The sequence below is a fragment of the Ktedonobacter sp. SOSP1-52 genome (assembly GCF_016587395.1).
The window spans coordinates 971,308-989,663 of record NZ_BNJH01000001.1; the positions used below are offsets into that span (position 1 = coordinate 971,308).

The window sequence follows — 18,356 nt, forward strand, 5'->3', positions numbered from 1 at the left end:
AGGAGTTCCTACTATGCTAACGGTCCCGCAGACACCTAGCCAGATGATAAGTGGAACCGGAAATGTAATCAAGACCTTCGTGAGGCTGCGCGAAGTCGCGGGCGAGGTGGCGTGTTTGAGCTTCGGCAGGAAGGTCCATGAGTACCGTTCCATTCTCAAGATAAATACCGTCAATTTTTCGCTAATGTCTGAAGAAGATCAGGACGCGCTGATTGAGGGCTTTAAGAGCTTTCTCAATGGGTTGTCATTTCCTATTCAGATCCTTATCAAAAATCTGCCACACCAACTCGATAATTATCTGCGAGGCCTGGAAGACACTCAGGGCGACCTCGCGGACGTCATGCATGACCATGCCCACTTCGTGCGCCAGCTGGCATCCAAACGCGCTCTGGTGAAGCGCAACTTCTATATTATTATTCCCGCGGACGCCACCATAACCAGAAATCAGGCCGAGGCCCTGGTCAACGCCCAGACGCAGCTCAAATTGCGCTCGGAAGAGCTCTTACGCCAGCTAGAGCGCCTGGGACTCTCCGGGCGTCGCTTGAACGATAAAGAGATTGTCGCGCTCTATCAGCAGTGCCTTCTCTCGGAAGAGGCACGCCAGTTCCCCATGAGCGATAACCTGGTGAACGGGGTAAATAACCTGATGATGTCAGCGCGCGAGCAGATGCCGCTTAATCCAGGGGTATATTCGCTTGAGGAGTTGAACGAAGAGGCCGCCAGGGAGGAAGAGCAGCAGGGCAAGAAAGATAAAAAGGGAAAGAAGCGCAAGAAAAAGGCCAAACAGAAGGTTCCTGATTTTGTGAGTGTTCCTGAGCTTATCGCCCCCAGTAGTATCGAGGTCTTCCCCTGGTATGTGCGCATCGCGGGCGAGATGGGGCACGAGTTTGTGCGCACCCTGGCTTTTGTCAATTATCCACGTAGTGTCTATCCTGGTTGGCTTGATGCGATCATCCAGGTAGATGAGCCACATGTCGATTTTAGTATTCACATCTCACCCCTCTCGCCGCAGCAGGTCACGGCCCGCCTGGGCAAGAAGGCGACAGAGTTCCGTGGCTCGATTATGGCCTCGCAGCGCCAGGGCAAATCAGCCGATCCTACAGATGCCATCGCACTGAGTGATATTGAGGCCCTGCGCGAGAAGCTGGCACGTGGGGACGAGCGCATCTTTACCATGTCGCTCTTTGTGCAGGTACGCGCGCGCACCCGTCGCGAATTGAGCGAGCGCAATAATCGCCTCATCTCGGCTATCCGCAGCCTTGATTTTAGAGCCCTGCCCGCCCACTGGCAGCATCACGCCGGACTCTTAAGCTGCCTCCCTGATGGCGACAATCAACTCGGGCGCGCGCGCCTCTTTGGCACAGGCTCTGCAGCGACCTTCTATCCCTTTACTGGTAGCGATATCAGCATGGATACGGGAGTCATGTTCGGCATTCACCCTAACGGGAGCCTGATCATTCTCAATCCCTTTAATAGCCAGGAGTTGGAGAACGCCAATATGGTGGTCTTCGCCAAGTCTGGCGCGGGCAAAAGCTTCTTCCTCAAGACAGTGGCATGCCGCCTGCTCCCTACGAGCAATGTCTATGTCATTGACCCTGAGGCCGAATATAACAATCTCTGCAACCAGGTCAATGGACAATATGTACGCCTCTCCTCCGAGTCGTTACAACTCAACCCTTTTGATCTGTATAGCGCTGCCGAGCGCCAAAGCCAGACCGAACAGGAGGAGCAAGACGATGAGGGCAATTTCTTCCGCGAGAAGTTACTCAACCTGGTCAGTCTCCTTGAGCTACTGCTCTCCGATAGCGGTATCCTGACCCAGAAGGAGAAAGCCTTCCTCTATAGGTGCTTGACCAAAACCTATGAGAACCGGGGCATCACCATGGATAGCGCGACCCATCATCGGACTCCACCCAATATGCAGGAGTTCTTTGTGATCATGTCCAGCGCCTCACGTGGAGATCAGCGCTTCGGAGTGGGCGAGGATACTTTCGGCCTGAGCGAGCGTCTTGAGCGTTATCTGCACCTCTTCCCGGCTCGCACACGCATCATTCTGGATAATCGCTTTGTTGACTTCAATATTCGCGAGTTAAATGATACGCTGAAACCCATTGGCCTCTTTCTCATCACTGAGTTCCTATGGACCAAGATGCGCCAGGCTCGCGAAGGAATGATGGATCGCAATACCATTATCTTGATCGATGAAGCCTGGCTACTCATGCAGTTCCCGCAAGGCGCGAAGTTCCTCGCAGAGTTTGCCAGGAGAATTCGTAAGTATGGCGGCGGCCTCTGGTGTACAACCCAGAACTCCGACGACTTCCTGGGCACGGAGGAGGGCAGGACGATTCTAGCCATGGCGACCATGAAGTTCTTGATGAAGCAGGATTCTTCAACCATAGAATCGGTGGTACGCACCTTCCGTTTGAGCCGGGGACAGCGCAACTTCTTGCTGGCGGCCAGGCGTGGCGAGGGACTTTTCGCCACCAAAAACTGGACACCTATGGAGGTTGTGGCCTCTCCCAAAGAGGCCGAAATGGCGAATACAACCCTACAGGCAAGCACGGCTCACGCGACCAATATCGAAGATAGCATTGAACAGCTCGAATACCTCGCGAATGGGCATGCCTCGCAGAAAAATGGGCGAAGGCCGCCAAACGGGCAGACAGTAGTGCAGGGATCGCTTACGCCTATCGACCATAATCGTAGGGACTGAGGAATCATATGCAGGCATCACAGAGCAAGTCAAAACCAACATACACGCCACGACAAAAACAACTTGTGTATCGCTGCCTCCCCATCGGGGTGACAGCGATACTCATTCTCTGCCTGGAAGGCTGGCCCCCAACAGCCTGGGTACAGTTCACACGCGTCTGTGTGCGGTGGAGTAGTTTATGGTCCCACCCGCAGGCAACAACAGTGTTGCCTGCCTTCTGGCTATTCCTCCAGTCAATTCTGCTCCTGGCGGCATGGATACTCTGGTTCAGGCTGGCTTGTGCTGAAATTATGGCTCTTGTTGCACTCTCTCAATTGAGCAAAGCTCAGCCCGGCCTGCCAGGGCAAGAACAGCCATATTTCAGGCCAATGAGTGAGGCACAGCAGCCAGTCGCGAATAGTCAGCAGTGGCCCGCCGCTCCGCTGTATTCGCCATCCCCTGTCACCTCAACAGAGCAATATCAACAACAAGCGTCACCAGCGCAGGCTATGCAGTCCGGCACCTGGACACAGCAGGAGAGACAGCCTCTCCCGCCACCACCAACATCAACACATATAAACCAGGACTACCGAGACCACAGCCAGGAAATGGGGTCATTGCTTACGTCCAGTCCAACCCCGCTTCAGTCTCCCCAACACAATCTCAAGCTCGCCAATCCTTTTGAGGAAGAAGAGGAGACACAGGTTCCCTCATTCACGCCAGAAGCGAGGTCCGAACAGGCTTCCACTACTGGAGAGGCTGAAGAAGAAGCTCCGCTTCCGCCTCCTGGCACGAGTATAATTGAGAATCCCTTTGAAGAAGAGGAAGATACAGCTAAACATCAACGGATTGCCAGGTCCACTCGCAGAAAGCGGGAGCCCCAGCCAGCCAACGAGCAAGAACAAGCAGCAGTCTTACAAGACCTCGGGTTTTTCCAATCCGAAGCAGGCACGGAGAAATCAGGCAGCGAAGACACAACAGAGCAAACAGCAGTGAAGCACGACCTGGCAGAAATCGAAACCATCGCGCCAACACGGGCACAACCAAGCGCGGTCGCCAATCCCTTTGATGTGCAGAGCGATTTAATAGACCTCTTTCAAGAGAGTAGCGCAATAGAAGAACAGGGCGAAAACCCGGCCATAGAGGAGATGTCCGACCCTGAGCAACTCTATGTGTTTGGGAATCCCTTTGAAGGACCACTCCCCGACGTCTTTCACCATGATAAGGATTTACAGCGCGTAGTACGCGAACTCCAATCGCCCGAAGAACAAAAGGGAGGCCAAAAGAAGAAAGAGAACTAATTAACCCATTACCATTGGGAAATGCCCAAAAATTGTGAAGTAGTTCAAAGCGCAAAGAGCAAGCTATCAGGTACTATAGTATCTGTGAACTTGCTCTTTTATTTTTTAGAGATTCTTGCACATATGCAAACCCATATCGATCAGGAAGGAAGCACTCTACACATGACAATCTCTAATCGCTACTTTAATTCAATGGAAACCTATAAGCAAAAAGGGGGACGAGTGAAAGATATGGCATGGGATATAGAAAAGCGGGCGGTAACAATTGGCGATACTACGATTGTGCTGACATCGACTGAGTACCGTTTACTCTTCTCATTACGACATGGCAACCCGGTCACCTACGCCAACCTGGCTTCAATGGCCTATAACTGTAAAATGGATGCCAAGGTCCGTATGATGATGGACAAACACATAGATCGTATTCGAAGCAAGCTCAGAGGTACAGGCATTTATGTGTATTGCGTCAACACCTATGGCTATTTATTACTTCCAGAGGCCTCTTAAATGGCCTGTCTGTAGGGTCCAAGCTAGCTTGGACTCCGAGGTCCGCAGGCCGATTCCCTGACGCAGGAAGGTGCTTCGCTCGGCAGTCCATGCCAGCATGGACCCTACAGGCTCTCTGGCCCCTTACCTGGTATCAGTGCTGCCTGCTTACAAGGTAATGCAGGTATCCATCCCCTTCATCAGTGCTCAGCAGGGAGAAGCCAGCCACGGTAAACCAGTTGCAGACCTGCTCATCGCTGGGGTAATAGTGGTAATAGCCTTCGTGCCCATGCTCGCCGTAGACGAGTGGTAGTTGCAACTTCTTCCCCTCTTCAAAGGCATGACGCAGGTTCTCCTCGCTCTCCAGTTCTACTGTGAAATAGAGAAAGCCATAGGGATGGAGCGCCCGGGCGAAATTAGCCAGAATTCGTGGCCAATCCTCGGGGAAGACATTCTCCATCGCATCCAGGCAGATAATCCCATCAAACTCATCCACGAAATCCAGTTCCTGCATACCTACATGCCTTACCATAACCTCCGGATGCTTCCCTTGTGCCTGCTGTAACATCCCCTGAGACTGGTCAACGCCCACAACGGTAAAGCCACGCTCCAGCAAAACTGGCCAGTATTTTCCCGTGCCACAGGCCGCATCCAGCACACTCCCACCCACCGGAGAGGCATCCAGCAGCCGGTTAAGCATATGCAGGTGTGTCCCGTTGATATAGCCACCCCAGTTCTCATCATAGATAGGAGAAATAACCGTGTCCATCCGCGTTTCATTGCGCTGGCGGCACGCCTTAAGCCACTCCGCTCGCTCCATCAGTACAAACTCCTCTACATTCGCATAAACAAATCTAACAGCCGAACAAATGCCTCTCCTCAATAGTTGCAATTTCTGATTCCCACGAATCTAGTATAAGCGTATTAGCATCAGGAAACAAGCTTTTTATCATATTTTACTACTTTTCGTGGGAATGGGTCGTACGCTACTTACGTACGTGCCTACGCAGTTCATGCATAGTTAACGTCACCCCAACGAACAGCCTGCCTCTCCTTTACCATCTTAAGGCGTGTAGGCGCGTACGTAAGTAGAGCTCTTCCGCCAGGATCGGTTATACTAGTGAAAAAAGAGGAGGCTTGACAATGGAGACAATGCAGCGTTGTCCTGAATGTGGGGCGGAGGTACAGGAGGGGCAGACGTGCCAGGAGAATTTCTACCAGATGTTGGGTTGGGAAAGCGAACAACCAGCCAACTGGGCGGTACACCATCTTACGGTGCTCTGCTATCACCTGCAACACCCGAGCCTCTATTCGCCAGAAGGGCTGCGCGCAGGCTTCACTCTGCTCACCGATTTTTTGGAGCGTGGCACGACCCCCACAGAGGTGCGCAAACAGCGAGGCGCGCAAGTCGACTCAGGCGCGCGCACCTGGAAGATCAAGGGGACACCCGAGTCTCATGGCACCTACGATCCTCCAGTAGTATGGAGCATGACCACCAACCAGGTCATCGCCGCAGGCATCAACAACTACTGCGATAGCGTACGCGCCTGGGCCAGCTCAATGCTCATATCCCTCAAAAACTCTGGCTATATCCCACTCCAGTAGCCATATACGCCAGGGCGTAGCCCCAAGCCGCGTACACCAGTAGCGGGCTATTTGCGCCACGCCTGGATCTCGTGGGTATGTTCTTCAAAGTGACCGTAGGTGCAGACCTGTGTCCAGCCACGCACGAAAGTGTCCCATTGCTCTGGTTGTAAGCGATTAAGCAGGCCGAAGAGGCGATAGTGGGCGGCTTCAAACAGGGTTACGACCTCGGAGAGCGAGAGTGTGCGCAGCTCAGACTCCCAACTATCATTAAAGGCCAGGAATTCCTGACTGTAATTCTCTGTCGGCTCAATTCCCTTCAGATGATTCTGAATCACCTGGTAACAGACCTCTTCCCAGCGCCCAATATGGCCCATAATCTCTTTACACGACCAGGTACCAAAGGCGCTGGTATCCGTCAAGCGCTCCTCGCTCAAGCCATACAAGGCGGAAGTGAGCGCGACGCGCGCCTCGATGATATGTTCAAGAATCTCATGTGGGGCGCGTGTGTCTCTCGCCATGATCTCCTCCTGTCACAGTCGTCTCATTTAGAAGCGTCCGCATAAACGCTTGCTAATATCACAATAGCAGAGTTAGGCGGGAAATACAAGCTGTTTGGAAGGCCCGCTCCTGGCGTACGCGCACCTGGGACCAGCGGCGAGCGCCTGGGTTGGCGATCCATGTTGAAAACACCAGAGAGGCATCTGGGCCGTATGTAGAATGGAGGTAGAGGCATGATGAGAAGTTAGTATGTGGAGGGCTTTACCTATGTCAGATATGGCGAATCAGGAGTATCTACTTAAAGATCAGTATCGCGACGCTACAAACTTCACGCTGCGCGTGGAAACCTTGCAGCGGATGGGCGTTATGCAAGGTTCATGGTATCGCTGGATCTTTGACCATATTCAGATCCCGGAGCAAAGTCATGTGCTGGAACTGGGCTGTGGACCCGGCTTTCTCTGGCGCGAGAATCTGGATCGTGTACCCCAAACGTGGGAGGTGACGCTTTCGGACTTCTCGCCGGGTATGCTAGAGGCGGCCCGCCACAATCTGGAAAAAGGTGGTGAGCACTTCGCATACCAGGTCATCGACGCCCAGGCCATTCCTTATGAAGCAGACCATTTCGATGCCGTGATCGCTAATGCTATGCTCTATCACGTTCCTAACCTGGCCCAGGCGCTCTCCGAGGTGCGGCGCGTGCTGAAGCCTGGTGGAAAATTCTACGCCACAACGATCGGAGATAGGGCCATCGCGGAGTTGGGGACGATCATGCAACAGGTCGGCTATGGCACCTGGCTGGGCAGCCCTTTTGGCTTTAGCATCGAGAATGGGGGCCAGCAACTTGAGAGCTGGTTCACGCACGTCACGCTGGATCGCCTGGAGAAACAGCTACTGATCAATGAACGCGAGTCGCTCCTGGGTCTGGTTCGCTCTGGCATGAGCAAGCAGGAGCAACAGGACGCCGCAAAGCTACGCGCCGCTCAGGAGGCTGTAGAGCGCCTACTACAACAAGACCAGGAGCTCACCATTACCATGGACTTCGGCATCTTTGCGGCTTCAAACTAGGCCCCCTACTGGCGTACGCGGCTACTCTCCATTTTCTACGGCTGTGTTATGCGAGATACGCAGGAGCAGGCCAATGATAATAAAGTTGGCCAGGATCGAGCTACCACCATAGCTCAGGAAGGGCAGGGGAATACCCGTCAGTGGCATGAGCTTGAGATTGCCCGCCATGATGACCAACGTCTGCACCGCCAGGATAGGTGAAAAGCAAATTAAAACTTGCTTTTCACCCTCGTTTTTCCTATTTTTTCTTTGAATTTTTGATGGGACCTTGATATTATGCCATAATCGCGAGCTTCTCAGAGTGAATCTCGTAGAGCAGTGGCTCGCCCGCCAGGAAGCGCAATATCTCGTCAACCATCATCTCGCCCTGCTTCAGGAGCGTCTCGCAGGTCATGGCGGCTATATGCGGCGAGATCAATACGTTGGGCAGAGTACGGAAAGGATGCTCATCGGGGAGCGGCTCCTGTACAAAGACGTCTAGAGCGGCGTTGATGCGGCCCGAGACCAGTTCGCGCACCAGTGCGTCCTCGTCAACCAGTCCAGCCCGCGCCGTATTGACCAGGACACCGTCATCACGCAATAACGCGAGGTGCCTGGATGTAATCATGCCTCGTGTGGTGGGCAAGAGGGGCGCGTGCAAGGAGACAATGTCGGAGGAGGCAAAGAGGTTATCCAGTTCACACAGCTCCACGCCTATTTCCCTTGCTTCTTCTGGCGTGAGATAGGGATCAAACATCAGCAGGCGGCAACCAAAGGGGTGCAGGAGTCCGATAACATCACGCCCAATACGGCTGGCACCTACCAGGCCCACAGTCTGGGTGCTCAATAGATGACCCGGCGTATGCGAGAGCACATGCCACGGCTCGCCAGCGCGCAGTCGCCGCTCAAACTGGTCCAGGCGACGCAGGCTTTGTAGGATCTGTAAGACAGTGAACTCCGCGACCCCTTCGGCCAGGGCGGCAGCGGCATGAGTCACGCGCACGCCGCGCTCAAAGATGGTCTCAGGGACCAGGTGATGAACGCTTCCCGCCGTGTGTGCCACGAGGCGCAGAGAGGGTGCTTGCTCCAAGGTTGCATCTGTCAGCGTGGGCGTCCCCCAGCCCGTCAGGCAGGCTACAGCTCCGTTGAGCAGTTCGAGCAGGCGCTCCTCAGAGAGCGCGACCTCTGTGTCTGGAATCAGGCGTGCGACCGTGGAGAGTTGCTCCAGGCTCGCGGGTGAGAAGATGCGCTGCCGCCATTTCGGGTCTACCAGCATAGCGACAGCTGGACGTGTATCAACAGAAATCACAATCAGGTTCTCCATCTAGGAATATGTAGCTACCCAACGATGCTGCCAAGCGAGAGACCACTCCGCCAGTAGCGCTGGAGGAACACAAAGCTCAGCACGATTGGCAGGGCAGCAAGCAACGAGCCAGTAATCATCAGGTTTGTGAGCGAGTAGGTAGCGTCCGTGCCGACTTGATTCCAAAGGTACAAGCCTACAGACAAGGGATACAAATGTTCATTGCTCAGCATCATCAGCGGCAGGAAGAAGCTGTTCCAGACGCCTACAAAGTGGAACAGAAAGACGGTCGCCAGCGCTGGCGACATCAGACGCAGACCTACGGTAAAAAAGATGCGCAACTCGCCCGCGCCATCCATACGCGCCGCCTCTAATAGCTCCTTGGGAATCGAGGCGTCCGCATAGATATACGAGAACCAGATGCCAAAGGCGCTAAACAGCGATGGCAGCAGGACCGACCAGTAGGTATTTACCAGGTGCACGCTGCTCATAAGCAGGTAGAGCGGGAGCACCAGCACCGTGCCGGGCACCAGGACCGCGCAGACGATCACATTAAAGATCAGCTTCTTGCCGGGAAAGGTGAACTTGGCCAGGGCGTACCCGGCCAGGGCCGAGATCAGAATACTGAGGCTCGCGCTCCCAAAGGCATATAGAAAGGTATTGCCCATCCACTGGAGATAGATACCGTTATCGTAGGTCAGCAATTGTTGGAGATTGGCAACGAGATTGAAGTGCGCAAACCAGAAGGCGGACGATGTGTATAGATCTGAGTTATTCTTGGTCGAGGCCATCAGAAGCCAGATCAGCGGGAAGAGAAAGTAGAGGGTCGCCGCGCCCGCGATGAGATATAGCGCAACGCGCGTGATCTGTAAACCCGAGCGCCGCTGCCGCGTGGTGGCCTGATTAGAGAGGGCATTTGAAGCCATAGTGCTTATACTCCTGCCTTCCGGCGGACGAGCCGCAAAACGCTGAACGAGAAGATACCAGTCACCAGAGCCAGAGCCACTGAAAGGGCCGCAGCATAGTAATAGTTTCCGCCACCCGTCGCTATCTGATACATATACATGTTCGGCGTAAAGTTCGACGTAATGCCATTCAAAACAGTCTGCAGGAGCAGTGGCTCCATCAGCAGTTGCAGGGCACCAATAATGGCGAGCACACCAGTCAGCACCAACGCCGGGAAGATCAGCGGTACCTTAATAAACCAGGCAGTCTGCCATTCAGAGCAGCCATCCAGGCTCGATGCCTCGTACAGGCTGGTAGGAACGGCTTGCAGGCTAGAGAAAATAATCAGCACCTGGTAGCCAGTGCCCGCCCAGACGGCAATATTCCCAATTAACAACAGCACCAGGTTCGGGTTCTGGAAATTGACCACACCCAGGTGCAGAGCCGCCAGGGCCTGTGGCACCGGGCTGAACTGGGGGTTATAGAGGAAGGCCCAGAGCAGCGCGCCAACCACGCCCGGGATGATATGGGGCAGAAAAAACGCGATGCGGAAGAAGGCACGCAGGCGGATAATCGCACTATCCAGCAACAAGGCCAGGAGCAGGGCCAGGCCCAGCATAATCGGCACCTGCAGTACGCCATACAACAGCACACGCCCGAGTCCCTGGTAGACCACCGGGTCGCTCAAGACATGCTGATAATTGCTCAAGCCAGTAAAGACCTGCTTGGGAGCGCCCAGGCCCAGGCCATCACGCTGGAGCCGAAAGAGGCTCTGCCAGACGGCATAGCCCAGGGGGAGCACAAAAAACAAGAGAAAAAGCACGATGGCTGGTGAGAGAAAGAGATAGGGGATGAGAGAGCGCAGTCGCGATGCGCGCCGCACACGCTGCGGGCGGCGCAACGTCGCCGTCGCAGGCGCGACAACGGCGTCAGTGACCTGGGCTTCCATAGCACAACTCCCTTCGTTCTAGGGGTAAAGATGGTGGAAAGAAAGGGAAACAGATCAGGTAGTGCTCTGAAGGACGCACCTACCCTCACTACTCTTTGAAAGACCCTGCCCCGGCAGGAGGGCTAGGTAGTGCTTCTGAACCCCCATTCGGGGGCACAGGGGCACTACCTACCTAGCCCTCCTGCATGGGCGGGGAGCATCCAAGCAAATTAGTGACTACTTCTGGACGCTAAACCCTTGCTGCTGCAAAGAGCTTACCGTTTTTGTCTGCAAGCTATTCAGCAGGGAGGCAAGCGTCTCTTTGCCCGAGATCACATCCTTGGTCATGTCTCCATAGTCAGAGTTCGTCTGGAGCATGGACGGTCCCCAAGTAAAGGAGGTATCAATATGTTCCGACGCGGTCTTGAAAACGTCTACGATATTCTGTTTATAGTAGGTATCCAGCGAATGCAGCGGATTGAGAGCAAGGCCCGCATTGGTTGAGGGGAAGATCTTTTGCGTGTTTACCTGCTCGGTCAGAGCCTGGCTATTCGTGCTGATCCATTTGACGAACTCAGCCGCCTGCTCAGGATACTTGGAACTGGTCGTCACGGCATTGGTCGAGCCACCCATATTGGCGGAAACCTGCTGACCCGCGACCCACTGGGGCAGAGGCGCCAGTCCCCACTTGCCGCTATTCTGGGGCGCACCACTCGCGATATACTTGGTATTCCAGGCAGGCGTCAAAACAGTCGCCAGCTTTCCATTGATCTGGTTCTGGGAGAAAACCGGGCTGGCATCCGAGTCGGTCGCCACTATATGGCTATCGATCAGCTTCTGCCAATAATTCGCAACCTTCAATGTACCAGCGTCATTAATAGAGACCTTCCAGGCATCGCTCGCGGGGCTGAACCAGCGCCCGCCAGCCTGCCAGGCCAGGGCCTCCATCCAGGCTGCGTTATTGCTTGGAAAGTCAGTGATATAGAGGCTAGGATCGGCGGCATGCAGGGTCGCGGCATCCTGCGCAAACTCATCCCAGGTCTTGGGGGCTGAAAGATGATATTTCTGGAAAATATCTGTGCGATAGGCCAGCGCCATGGGGCCAGTATCCATAGGCAGGGCATAGATGGCATTGCCACGCGTCACCTGGTTCCAGGTCCAGGGAACGAATTGATCCTTCAGGCTCCCCACGCCAAACTGGGAGATATCGACCAGGCCACCAGTCGCCTCAATTGTGGGCAGCATCTGGTATTCAACGCGTGTGATATCCGGTGCATTGCCAGCTTTGATAGCTGCCTCTAGCTTGGGATAGAGCTGAGCGGCGGGAATAACATTCATTGTCACGTGGATAAGTGGATGACTTTTATTGAAGGCATCGACCGTTGATTGCTGGAGATTGTTAAAGTTCCAGAAGGTCAAGTTGACTGGTTTGTCCGGGGTAGCCGACGAAGCTGAGGAGTCAGAGCCACCACAACCAGCCAGCATGAGACCAATTAAGAGCAACAATGCAAGGCCCACATGGGACGAGCGCAAACGGCGTAAGGACATCGAAATAACCCTCCTTTGGGTGGGATGTTCACGCAAATATTTTTGCAAGAGCCAATCTATGCTGTCAAGTATACGCAAATCATTGCGCATTTTTCAACGATTTTTTTGCAATATTTTTGCGAAATTTTTACAGCATTTTCCGTAAATTGCCTTTTAGGCCATAAGTAACTGGCTCAACAAAACTAATTGAGCCTGACAAGCTGAATAATTTCGAAAAACACTTGCAATTCAAGCAAACCCAATGTAGAATAAATCGCAAATAATCATTGCAATCGATAGAAATAAAAAAAACTGATTCATGGTGTAGTGGAGGGCGCCGCAGGCGCGAGAAGCAAAGACAAGGAACGAAAATGAAACTACGAACTTTCTCTCAAAGCCTGCCCCTACAGCGCATCAACCAGCGCGATATCGCTGAGCGGGCTGGCGTTTCGATCAGTACAGTCTCCCGTGTACTCAACAATGTACCAGGCATTAGCCCTGAGTTGCGGCACCACGTCATGGGTATCGCCACGGAACTGGGATACTACGATTCCGCGTCCACGGCGAGGTTAGAACACATTGGTCTCTTCACGACTACCTTTAACCCGGGCTCAGACCTGGACACCTTCAACACCGATATCCTCCAGGGCGTGGAGGGAGAGTGCCGCCAACACGACATTCAGCTTAGCTACTCTATTCTTGAGGAGAACGAAGCTGGTACGGCCTTCATGCTCAAGAAAATTCGCGAGCGCCAGGTAGAGGGCGCCCTGCTGATCAGCGTCAATGAGCGCGAAATCGTTGAGCAGTTGCTCAATCTCAACATCCCAACGGCCTTGATCAACGTGGATCAGAGCGACCTTCCGGTCGATACATTTCTACCAGACAACTTTGGCGGAGGTCTCCAGGCCACCCGGCACCTTATCGCTCAAGGACACCGCCATATTCTCCATATCACCAAACCCGCCACAGTCAACCGGCGCACGCTTTACCGCCGCAATGAAGGCTATCGTTCGGCTTTGCAAGAGGCCAATATCCCTTTTGATCCCCGCCTTGTCATCGAATGTCCCCTCGGCGTTGAGCATGTGCAGAACACCTTGCGCGATCTCCTGGCGAGCGGCAAGCTCCTATTTACCGCTATTTTCTGCGCCAACGATGCCAGCGCGATTGGCGCCATGCGCGCTCTGCAAGAGGCGGGGTTGCGCATTCCCGAAGATGTCTCGGTTATTGGCTTCGATGATATTCCCACCGCCTCCCTCCTGACTCCCTCCTTGACAACCATGCGGGTAGACTGTAAAGAGATGGGCCTGCTCGCCACTCGTCGGCTGATTGACCGCTACCATCGACCCGAAGCCACGCCTACACGTGTCGAGATCGCCACCCAGTTGATCAGTCGTCAATCCGTTGGAGCCGCCCCCACAGCCGAGAGGAGCTAACATCGATCAATCCAGGTCGATTTGCGACTTTTTTGCGAATTTGCGAACGCGGTCAGTTACGGCCGATAGCCATAAAGGGTATACTCCACTTCTTGGTAAACAAAATGTCTCTATGTTATACAATTCAATATAGCTATTTGCTTTTAATTTTATAACTATCAGCTATAAATATTGATGAAATTTAGTGGATAACAGTTGTATAAAGAAGCAAGGAGGCATAAAATGCAGAAGCGCTGGTGTACCTCGGGCTCATCAGTTCAGGGAGGCCTGGTATTTTTTTTACTCTGTCTCTATCTGTTGCTGGCAAACCCACAGCCTGTACATGCCGCGACAAGTGATGATCTAACAGGCTGGATTCAGCAGCACGCTGTCCCCTTTTCACGAGCGGAGCCGGGAGGATCGGACGCCGATTTACAGCCCTTGCGGCAGATGATTGGGTCAGCTCAGGTTGTGGGTCTGGGGGAAGAGACACATGGTACACACGAGTTTTTCGCGATGAAGGCCCGCGTCATTGAATATCTAGTGACGCATATGGGCTTTACGGCCTTCGCCATGGAGAACGATTGGGGAACAAGCAAGGAAGTCGATGCCTACATTAATGGTGGATCACGCGATATCTGGAGCATTCTCCATAATGATCTCTTTATTACCTGGCGCACGCAGGAGGTCAAGGATCTGCTTGAATGGTTGCGTAACTACAACGCCAATCCAGCACATGCTCATAAGGTTCACTTCTATGGTATTGATGTTCAGGGCATCGAACGCCCAACGGTTGACGAGGTGTTCAACTATTTGCACCAGGTTGACCCAGCCCAGGTAGAAAAGGCCCACACAATCTACCAGGAGTTTATCGCTGATAATCAGTTTTCTGGCGGTTGGCGACAATACGCGAATTTGGATGAGGCAGGCAAACAGCTCTATAAAGACGATGCGCAAGAAGTCTATAACTTGCTTCTTAGCCACCAGGCAGAGTATATACAGCACTCCTCAGCACAGGCCTTTGCCCAGGCTTTGCAAGATGCCCGTATCGTTGTTCAGTACGCGGTGATCGAGCCTAATCGTGCCTCACCGCCTATTGGCGCATCGGATTTCTGGTATGTGCAACGCGATCCCTATATGGCCGAGAACGCCTACTGGCTTCAGCAGCACGGCGTAGGGCGCATAGTGCTCTGGGCGCATGATTATCACATAGCGAATGATGTCTGGCAATATACACTGTATGACGCCGATATTGAAGGGACAATGGGGGCATATTTGCGGCACTGGCTCGGACCTGCCTACCTCTCTGTTGGCATGACCTTCTCCAGCGGATCCTTTAACGATGGCTTCTTCACCCACCTGAGCACCAACACGATTACGGCTTTTGCTCCGACCAGCCTCAATGGCGTTCTGGGTAGTGTAAATACGCCACGCTACATGCTCGATCTGCGCCAGGCTCCTACGAGCGGCCCCGTTTATGGCTGGCTCACCACAGGGCAAACGTTGCGCTTCATTGGCACGGATGAAGGGGTGGGAGAGGACCGAACATATCGCCCTGGCGAGGCGTTTGATATCCTTATCAATTTCCACAATGTTCATGCCTCACAGATGTTAAACACTCAGGCCTCGGTTGCCACCCATCAGCCCTCTACCATCACCAAAGGGAATAACTACTGGACATATATAATTCTGGGTGTTCTTCTGTTGATCATCTTGCCTGGCGGACTCATCCTTCTTCTAAACAGACGCAGCAGGCCCGGCAAAGCAGAATCTGTATAAGCTCGCTTCTGCCGTTGACAGGCAAGAATGCACATGATATTGTTTCTTCAAGAAACCTGCTTGTGCATGCTTACTTCACGGAATTACGCAGCTTCCCCCTTTATATAGAAAGCGTATAGAAAGCGACTTTAGATGTTACTCGAACTCGCCATCGGCGATGCCTATGGAGCTGGCTTTGAATATGCAGATATAGGGATGATCCGCCAACACAATAACCTGGCCTGCTATGTACAGCATCCCCGCCACAATATTCACCCCGGCGCCTATACCGACGATACCCAGATGACCCTGGCTATCGCCGAAGCAATGGTCTCAAACATCCCCTGGGAGCCACTCGCGCTGGCACAGAAATTCGTCGAGGTCTTCAAGCGCGATCCACGCCCAGGGTATGCCACGGGCTTCTACCACTTCTTACAGCAAGTACGTGATGGCGAGCAGTTTCTTAAGGAGATCAAGCCGGTCAGCGATAAGAGTGGAGCCGCCATGCGTGCCGCGCCCCTTGGCATCTATCCGTCCATTGACCAGGTAATCGAGCGTTGCACTCTTCAGGCCACCATCACGCATAACACACCTGGCGGCATTAACGCGGCAGTGGCAGCCTCGCTTATGACGCATTATTTCCTCTATGACCTCGGCCCCAAACAGAATCTCGGGGCATTCCTGGAAAAACATGTACCCGGCCGCTGGGGAGCGCCCTGGCGAGGTTCTGTAAAGTCCCAGGGATGGATGAGTGTCCAGGCCGCCGTTACGGCCCTTACCCATAGCACATCTATGAGCACCCTACTGCGAACCTGCATTCAGTTCTCTGGCGATGTGGATACGGTGGCAACTATTGCCCTGGCCGCTGGCTCCTGTAGCCACGAGATCGCCCAGGACCTTCCACCTCACCTGCTGGACACTCTAGAGAATGGCCCCTACGGCAGAGACTACCTACGCCAATTGGACGCCAAGTTGCTGGCCCTGAAGGGCGACAAATTCTCATAGGTTGTCTCTTGAACAACATCAGAGGATAATGAGGCAGGATGGGTTGCTAGCAACCCATCCTGCCTCATTATCCTCTTTATTCATAATGCCCAGGTGATTTCTTGAGTGTGCGCCATTGTTCGCCGTCGTGGCCGAAGATGGTGAGCGTGACATGCTCGCGCTCGACGATATCCAGCAGTTTACGTGTGCTGGCGCAAAGCTGCTCCTGATCTTCATCGGTGGGCCAGGCTGTGCGCTCAGGTGTGAAGAGACGTTGCATGACCACGGCGTCTACGGCCAGCAGCACGGGGCCAGTCTGGGGCAGGCGCAGCAGAACCGATTGATGCCCGGTCGTGTGTCCGCTGGTTTCAATGAGCGTGATCCCCGCCAGTAGTTCTGTATCCCCGTCCAGCAGGCGATAGCGCAGGGCGGGATGATCCCAGTGAGAGCGAGCCTGGGCGAAGCGCGGATGCCCGCTCCGTGCCAGTTCGTAGTGAGTGCGCTGCACGATAAACTCGGCCTGGGGAAAGGCATCGTGATAGCCCGCGTGGTCTACGTCGAAATGGGTGGCAATGACAATTGAGATATCCTCCGGACGCAGGCCAAGCGCGTCCAGGTGCTCCAACACGTTCTTTGCGTCCTCGGCTGACGGCATCCCTGAAGACACAGGTGCATCAGCCGGCATACCACTATCAATCAGGATATGGCGCCCGTCGCTTAGCTCCACGAGGTAGCAGCCCGAGACCATGGAGAGCGTTCGTCCCGCCCCTACAGGCACTGTTGAGGTCGATAGCTGGAAGAGATATAGTCGGCGCGGTGTCACACTACCTGTTGTCATGCTGTCAGTACTCCTTATTACCTAACCCAATGTACCAGTTTCTTAACCTGGCTTCTCGCGCCTGCGGCGCTAGCTTGGTCTAGTGGTGTGATGCAGGGTGGCAACCTGCGGTGGCACCCTGCATCACACCACTAGACCAAGTATACCCGAGCGCCACCGGCATAAACTGTAAGCAGCATTACTGACAAAGGACGCGAAGTGTGCTACTGTATGGTCAAAGCACCCGCTTCCTCACTAACCCTATCCCTGCAAATGCTGATTTAAAAAGCTAATGGTGCGCTCCCAGGCCAACTGGGCCGCCTGCTCGTCATACTCAGGGCGATCCTCCTCAAAGAACCAGTGACGCGTTCCCGGGTAGAGATGGAATAATATCTCCTTACCTCTCTCGCGTAGACTCTCTTCGAAGAACTTCATGTATTCGGCAGACTCATACTCATCATGTTCGGCAAAGTGGCCGAGAAAGGCTGCATTGCCTGTGACCTTCTCCGCGTACGAAAGCCCATAAAAGGTCACGATTGCCGTGGCCGGGTCTTCCAGCAAGAGCCCCCAGCCACTCCCCAGGGAGAAGCCGATGACACCAATGTTCTCCCCACGCGTCTTTTCTTGTGCCTGGAGATAGCTAATGGCTCCCAGAATCTCCTGATATGTCTTGCCCTCATCCAGTGAGTCGCGCAGTTGCTCGGCTTCAGCAATAGTCTTTGCCACACGGCCATCTTGATAGAGATCGGGTGCGAAAGCCACAAAGCCAGCCTGCGCTAACCGCTCACAGACCCCCTTAAAGATATCATTGAGTCCCCACCAGGCATGCAACACAAGCACACCTGGGCCAGCCCCCTGCTCGGGCACCGCCAAATACCCCGGCACTTGGCGATCATCCACCTTGAAAGTAACCATCCCTGTCATAAATACAATCTCCTTATTTACCAACTGCTTATAAAGCACCAGCTAGAACATAACTACTACTAATTCTACAAGATAAAGCGGAGAAGATTGTTCCTCATTAGTTGTAGGGTCCATGCTGAGTAAGCTTATGACCCGCGAGGACATGCCAGC

At 53.8% G+C, this 18,356-nt stretch carries 17 protein-coding genes; 8 read left to right on the forward strand and 9 right to left on the reverse strand.

What is annotated here, in order from left to right; all coding sequences use genetic code 11:
- Positions 1 to 13: 13 nt before the first annotated feature.
- From JMJ16_RS04435 to JMJ16_RS04445, 3 genes are all read left to right on the forward strand, one after another.
- The gene (locus JMJ16_RS04435) at positions 14 to 2,713 is read left to right on the forward strand and encodes a VirB4 family type IV secretion system protein (RefSeq protein ID WP_201378736.1); all 2,700 of its coding nucleotides are present in this window, start codon (positions 14 to 16) and stop codon (positions 2,711 to 2,713) included.
- Between the two features lie 8 nt (positions 2,714 to 2,721).
- A complete protein-coding gene (locus JMJ16_RS04440; RefSeq protein WP_201378737.1) occupies positions 2,722 to 3,993 on the forward strand; it encodes a hypothetical protein in 1,272 nt (423 codons plus the stop codon).
- 162 nt (positions 3,994 to 4,155) lie between these two features.
- Positions 4,156 to 4,500, forward strand: a complete 345-nt coding sequence (locus JMJ16_RS04445) for a response regulator transcription factor (RefSeq protein ID WP_201378738.1) — start codon at positions 4,156 to 4,158, stop codon at positions 4,498 to 4,500.
- Positions 4,501 to 4,633: 133 nt separating this feature from the next.
- Here JMJ16_RS04445 and JMJ16_RS04450 read toward each other — a convergent pair whose 3' ends face one another.
- Complete coding sequence (locus JMJ16_RS04450) at positions 4,634 to 5,299, reverse strand: class I SAM-dependent methyltransferase (protein ID WP_201378739.1); 666 nt, start codon at positions 5,297 to 5,299, stop codon at positions 4,634 to 4,636.
- Positions 5,300 to 5,622: 323 nt separating this feature from the next.
- Here JMJ16_RS04450 and JMJ16_RS04455 point away from each other — a divergent pair, with 323 nt between their 5' ends.
- Complete coding sequence (locus JMJ16_RS04455) at positions 5,623 to 6,084, forward strand: DUF5946 family protein (RefSeq protein WP_201378740.1); 462 nt, start codon at positions 5,623 to 5,625, stop codon at positions 6,082 to 6,084.
- 47 nt (positions 6,085 to 6,131) lie between these two features.
- Here JMJ16_RS04455 and JMJ16_RS04460 read toward each other — a convergent pair whose 3' ends face one another.
- The gene (locus JMJ16_RS04460) at positions 6,132 to 6,584 is read right to left on the reverse strand and encodes a DinB family protein (RefSeq protein ID WP_201378741.1); all 453 of its coding nucleotides are present in this window, start codon (positions 6,582 to 6,584) and stop codon (positions 6,132 to 6,134) included.
- A gap of 247 nt (positions 6,585 to 6,831) precedes the next feature.
- On the opposite strand from JMJ16_RS04460, the gene JMJ16_RS04465 reads away from it, so the two are divergent.
- The gene (locus tag JMJ16_RS04465; protein ID WP_201378742.1) at positions 6,832 to 7,629 is read left to right on the forward strand and encodes a class I SAM-dependent methyltransferase; all 798 of its coding nucleotides are present in this window, start codon (positions 6,832 to 6,834) and stop codon (positions 7,627 to 7,629) included.
- 21 nt (positions 7,630 to 7,650) lie between these two features.
- Here JMJ16_RS04465 and JMJ16_RS55865 read toward each other — a convergent pair whose 3' ends face one another.
- The 5 genes from JMJ16_RS55865 to JMJ16_RS04490 form a co-directional block, all read right to left on the reverse strand.
- Positions 7,651 to 7,983 carry an FtsW/RodA/SpoVE family cell cycle protein gene (locus tag JMJ16_RS55865; RefSeq protein WP_255553161.1) on the reverse strand — a complete coding sequence of 111 codons (333 nt, stop codon included), beginning with the start codon at positions 7,981 to 7,983 and terminating at the stop codon, positions 7,651 to 7,653.
- Positions 7,904 to 8,917: a hydroxyacid dehydrogenase gene (locus tag JMJ16_RS04475; protein ID WP_201378744.1), complete on the reverse strand. Its 1,014-nt coding sequence runs from the start codon at positions 8,915 to 8,917 to the stop codon at positions 7,904 to 7,906. The genes JMJ16_RS55865 and JMJ16_RS04475 overlap by 80 nt, the downstream gene beginning before the upstream one ends.
- 29 nt (positions 8,918 to 8,946) lie before the next feature.
- Positions 8,947 to 9,837, reverse strand: a complete 891-nt coding sequence (locus JMJ16_RS04480; RefSeq protein ID WP_201378746.1) for a carbohydrate ABC transporter permease — start codon at positions 9,835 to 9,837, stop codon at positions 8,947 to 8,949.
- A gap of 5 nt (positions 9,838 to 9,842) precedes the next feature.
- Entirely contained in the window at positions 9,843 to 10,805 is a 963-nt protein-coding gene (locus tag JMJ16_RS04485) for a carbohydrate ABC transporter permease (RefSeq protein ID WP_201378748.1), read from the reverse strand.
- Positions 10,806 to 11,021: 216 nt separating this feature from the next.
- Positions 11,022 to 12,332 carry an ABC transporter substrate-binding protein gene (locus tag JMJ16_RS04490; protein WP_201378750.1) on the reverse strand — a complete coding sequence of 437 codons (1,311 nt, stop codon included), beginning with the start codon at positions 12,330 to 12,332 and terminating at the stop codon, positions 11,022 to 11,024.
- 350 nt (positions 12,333 to 12,682) lie between these two features.
- On the opposite strand from JMJ16_RS04490, the gene JMJ16_RS04495 reads away from it, so the two are divergent.
- The 3 genes from JMJ16_RS04495 (at position 12,683) to JMJ16_RS04505 (ending at position 16,486) form a co-directional block, all read left to right on the forward strand.
- A complete protein-coding gene (locus tag JMJ16_RS04495) occupies positions 12,683 to 13,744 on the forward strand; it encodes a LacI family DNA-binding transcriptional regulator (RefSeq protein WP_201378752.1) in 1,062 nt (353 codons plus the stop codon).
- Between the two features lie 222 nt (positions 13,745 to 13,966).
- Positions 13,967 to 15,502: an erythromycin esterase family protein gene (locus JMJ16_RS04500; RefSeq protein ID WP_201378753.1), complete on the forward strand. Its 1,536-nt coding sequence runs from the start codon at positions 13,967 to 13,969 to the stop codon at positions 15,500 to 15,502.
- Positions 15,503 to 15,634: 132 nt separating this feature from the next.
- Positions 15,635 to 16,486, forward strand: a complete 852-nt coding sequence (locus tag JMJ16_RS04505; RefSeq protein ID WP_201378755.1) for an ADP-ribosylglycohydrolase family protein — start codon at positions 15,635 to 15,637, stop codon at positions 16,484 to 16,486.
- A gap of 76 nt (positions 16,487 to 16,562) precedes the next feature.
- Here the strand turns inward: JMJ16_RS04505 and JMJ16_RS04510 are convergent, their stop codons facing one another.
- Both JMJ16_RS04510 and JMJ16_RS04515 read right to left on the reverse strand, forming a co-directional pair.
- Complete coding sequence (locus JMJ16_RS04510; RefSeq protein ID WP_201378757.1) at positions 16,563 to 17,303, reverse strand: N-acyl homoserine lactonase family protein; 741 nt, start codon at positions 17,301 to 17,303, stop codon at positions 16,563 to 16,565.
- A 240-nt stretch (positions 17,304 to 17,543) separates the two neighbouring features.
- The gene (locus JMJ16_RS04515) at positions 17,544 to 18,206 is read right to left on the reverse strand and encodes a dienelactone hydrolase family protein (protein WP_236601188.1); all 663 of its coding nucleotides are present in this window, start codon (positions 18,204 to 18,206) and stop codon (positions 17,544 to 17,546) included.
- Positions 18,207 to 18,356: the final 150 nt, after the last annotated feature.

Excerpts from the sequence above, each read along its gene's own strand:
- JMJ16_RS04505 (WP_201378755.1), top strand. The coding sequence starts at position 15,635 with ATGTTACTCGAACTCGCCATCGGCGATGCCTATGGAGCTGGCTTTGAA.
- JMJ16_RS04500 (WP_201378753.1), top strand. The coding sequence starts at position 13,967 with ATGCAGAAGCGCTGGTGTACCTCGGGCTCATCAGTTCAGGGAGGCCTG.
- JMJ16_RS04485 (WP_201378748.1), bottom strand. The coding sequence starts at position 10,805 with ATGGAAGCCCAGGTCACTGACGCCGTTGTCGCGCCTGCGACGGCGACG.
- JMJ16_RS04435 (WP_201378736.1), top strand. The coding sequence starts at position 14 with ATGCTAACGGTCCCGCAGACACCTAGCCAGATGATAAGTGGAACCGGA.
- JMJ16_RS04445 (WP_201378738.1), top strand. The coding sequence starts at position 4,156 with ATGACAATCTCTAATCGCTACTTTAATTCAATGGAAACCTATAAGCAA.
- JMJ16_RS04455 (WP_201378740.1), top strand. The coding sequence starts at position 5,623 with ATGGAGACAATGCAGCGTTGTCCTGAATGTGGGGCGGAGGTACAGGAG.
- JMJ16_RS04490 (WP_201378750.1), bottom strand. The coding sequence starts at position 12,332 with ATGTCCTTACGCCGTTTGCGCTCGTCCCATGTGGGCCTTGCATTGTTG.
- JMJ16_RS04480 (WP_201378746.1), bottom strand. The coding sequence starts at position 9,837 with ATGGCTTCAAATGCCCTCTCTAATCAGGCCACCACGCGGCAGCGGCGC.
- JMJ16_RS04465 (WP_201378742.1), top strand. The coding sequence starts at position 6,832 with ATGTCAGATATGGCGAATCAGGAGTATCTACTTAAAGATCAGTATCGC.
- JMJ16_RS04495 (WP_201378752.1), top strand. The coding sequence starts at position 12,683 with ATGAAACTACGAACTTTCTCTCAAAGCCTGCCCCTACAGCGCATCAAC.
- JMJ16_RS04460 (WP_201378741.1), bottom strand. The coding sequence starts at position 6,584 with ATGGCGAGAGACACACGCGCCCCACATGAGATTCTTGAACATATCATC.
- JMJ16_RS04440 (WP_201378737.1), top strand. The coding sequence starts at position 2,722 with ATGCAGGCATCACAGAGCAAGTCAAAACCAACATACACGCCACGACAA.
- JMJ16_RS04515 (WP_236601188.1), bottom strand. The coding sequence starts at position 18,206 with ATGACAGGGATGGTTACTTTCAAGGTGGATGATCGCCAAGTGCCGGGG.
- JMJ16_RS04510 (WP_201378757.1), bottom strand. The coding sequence starts at position 17,303 with ATGACAACAGGTAGTGTGACACCGCGCCGACTATATCTCTTCCAGCTA.
- JMJ16_RS04450 (WP_201378739.1), bottom strand. The coding sequence starts at position 5,299 with ATGGAGCGAGCGGAGTGGCTTAAGGCGTGCCGCCAGCGCAATGAAACG.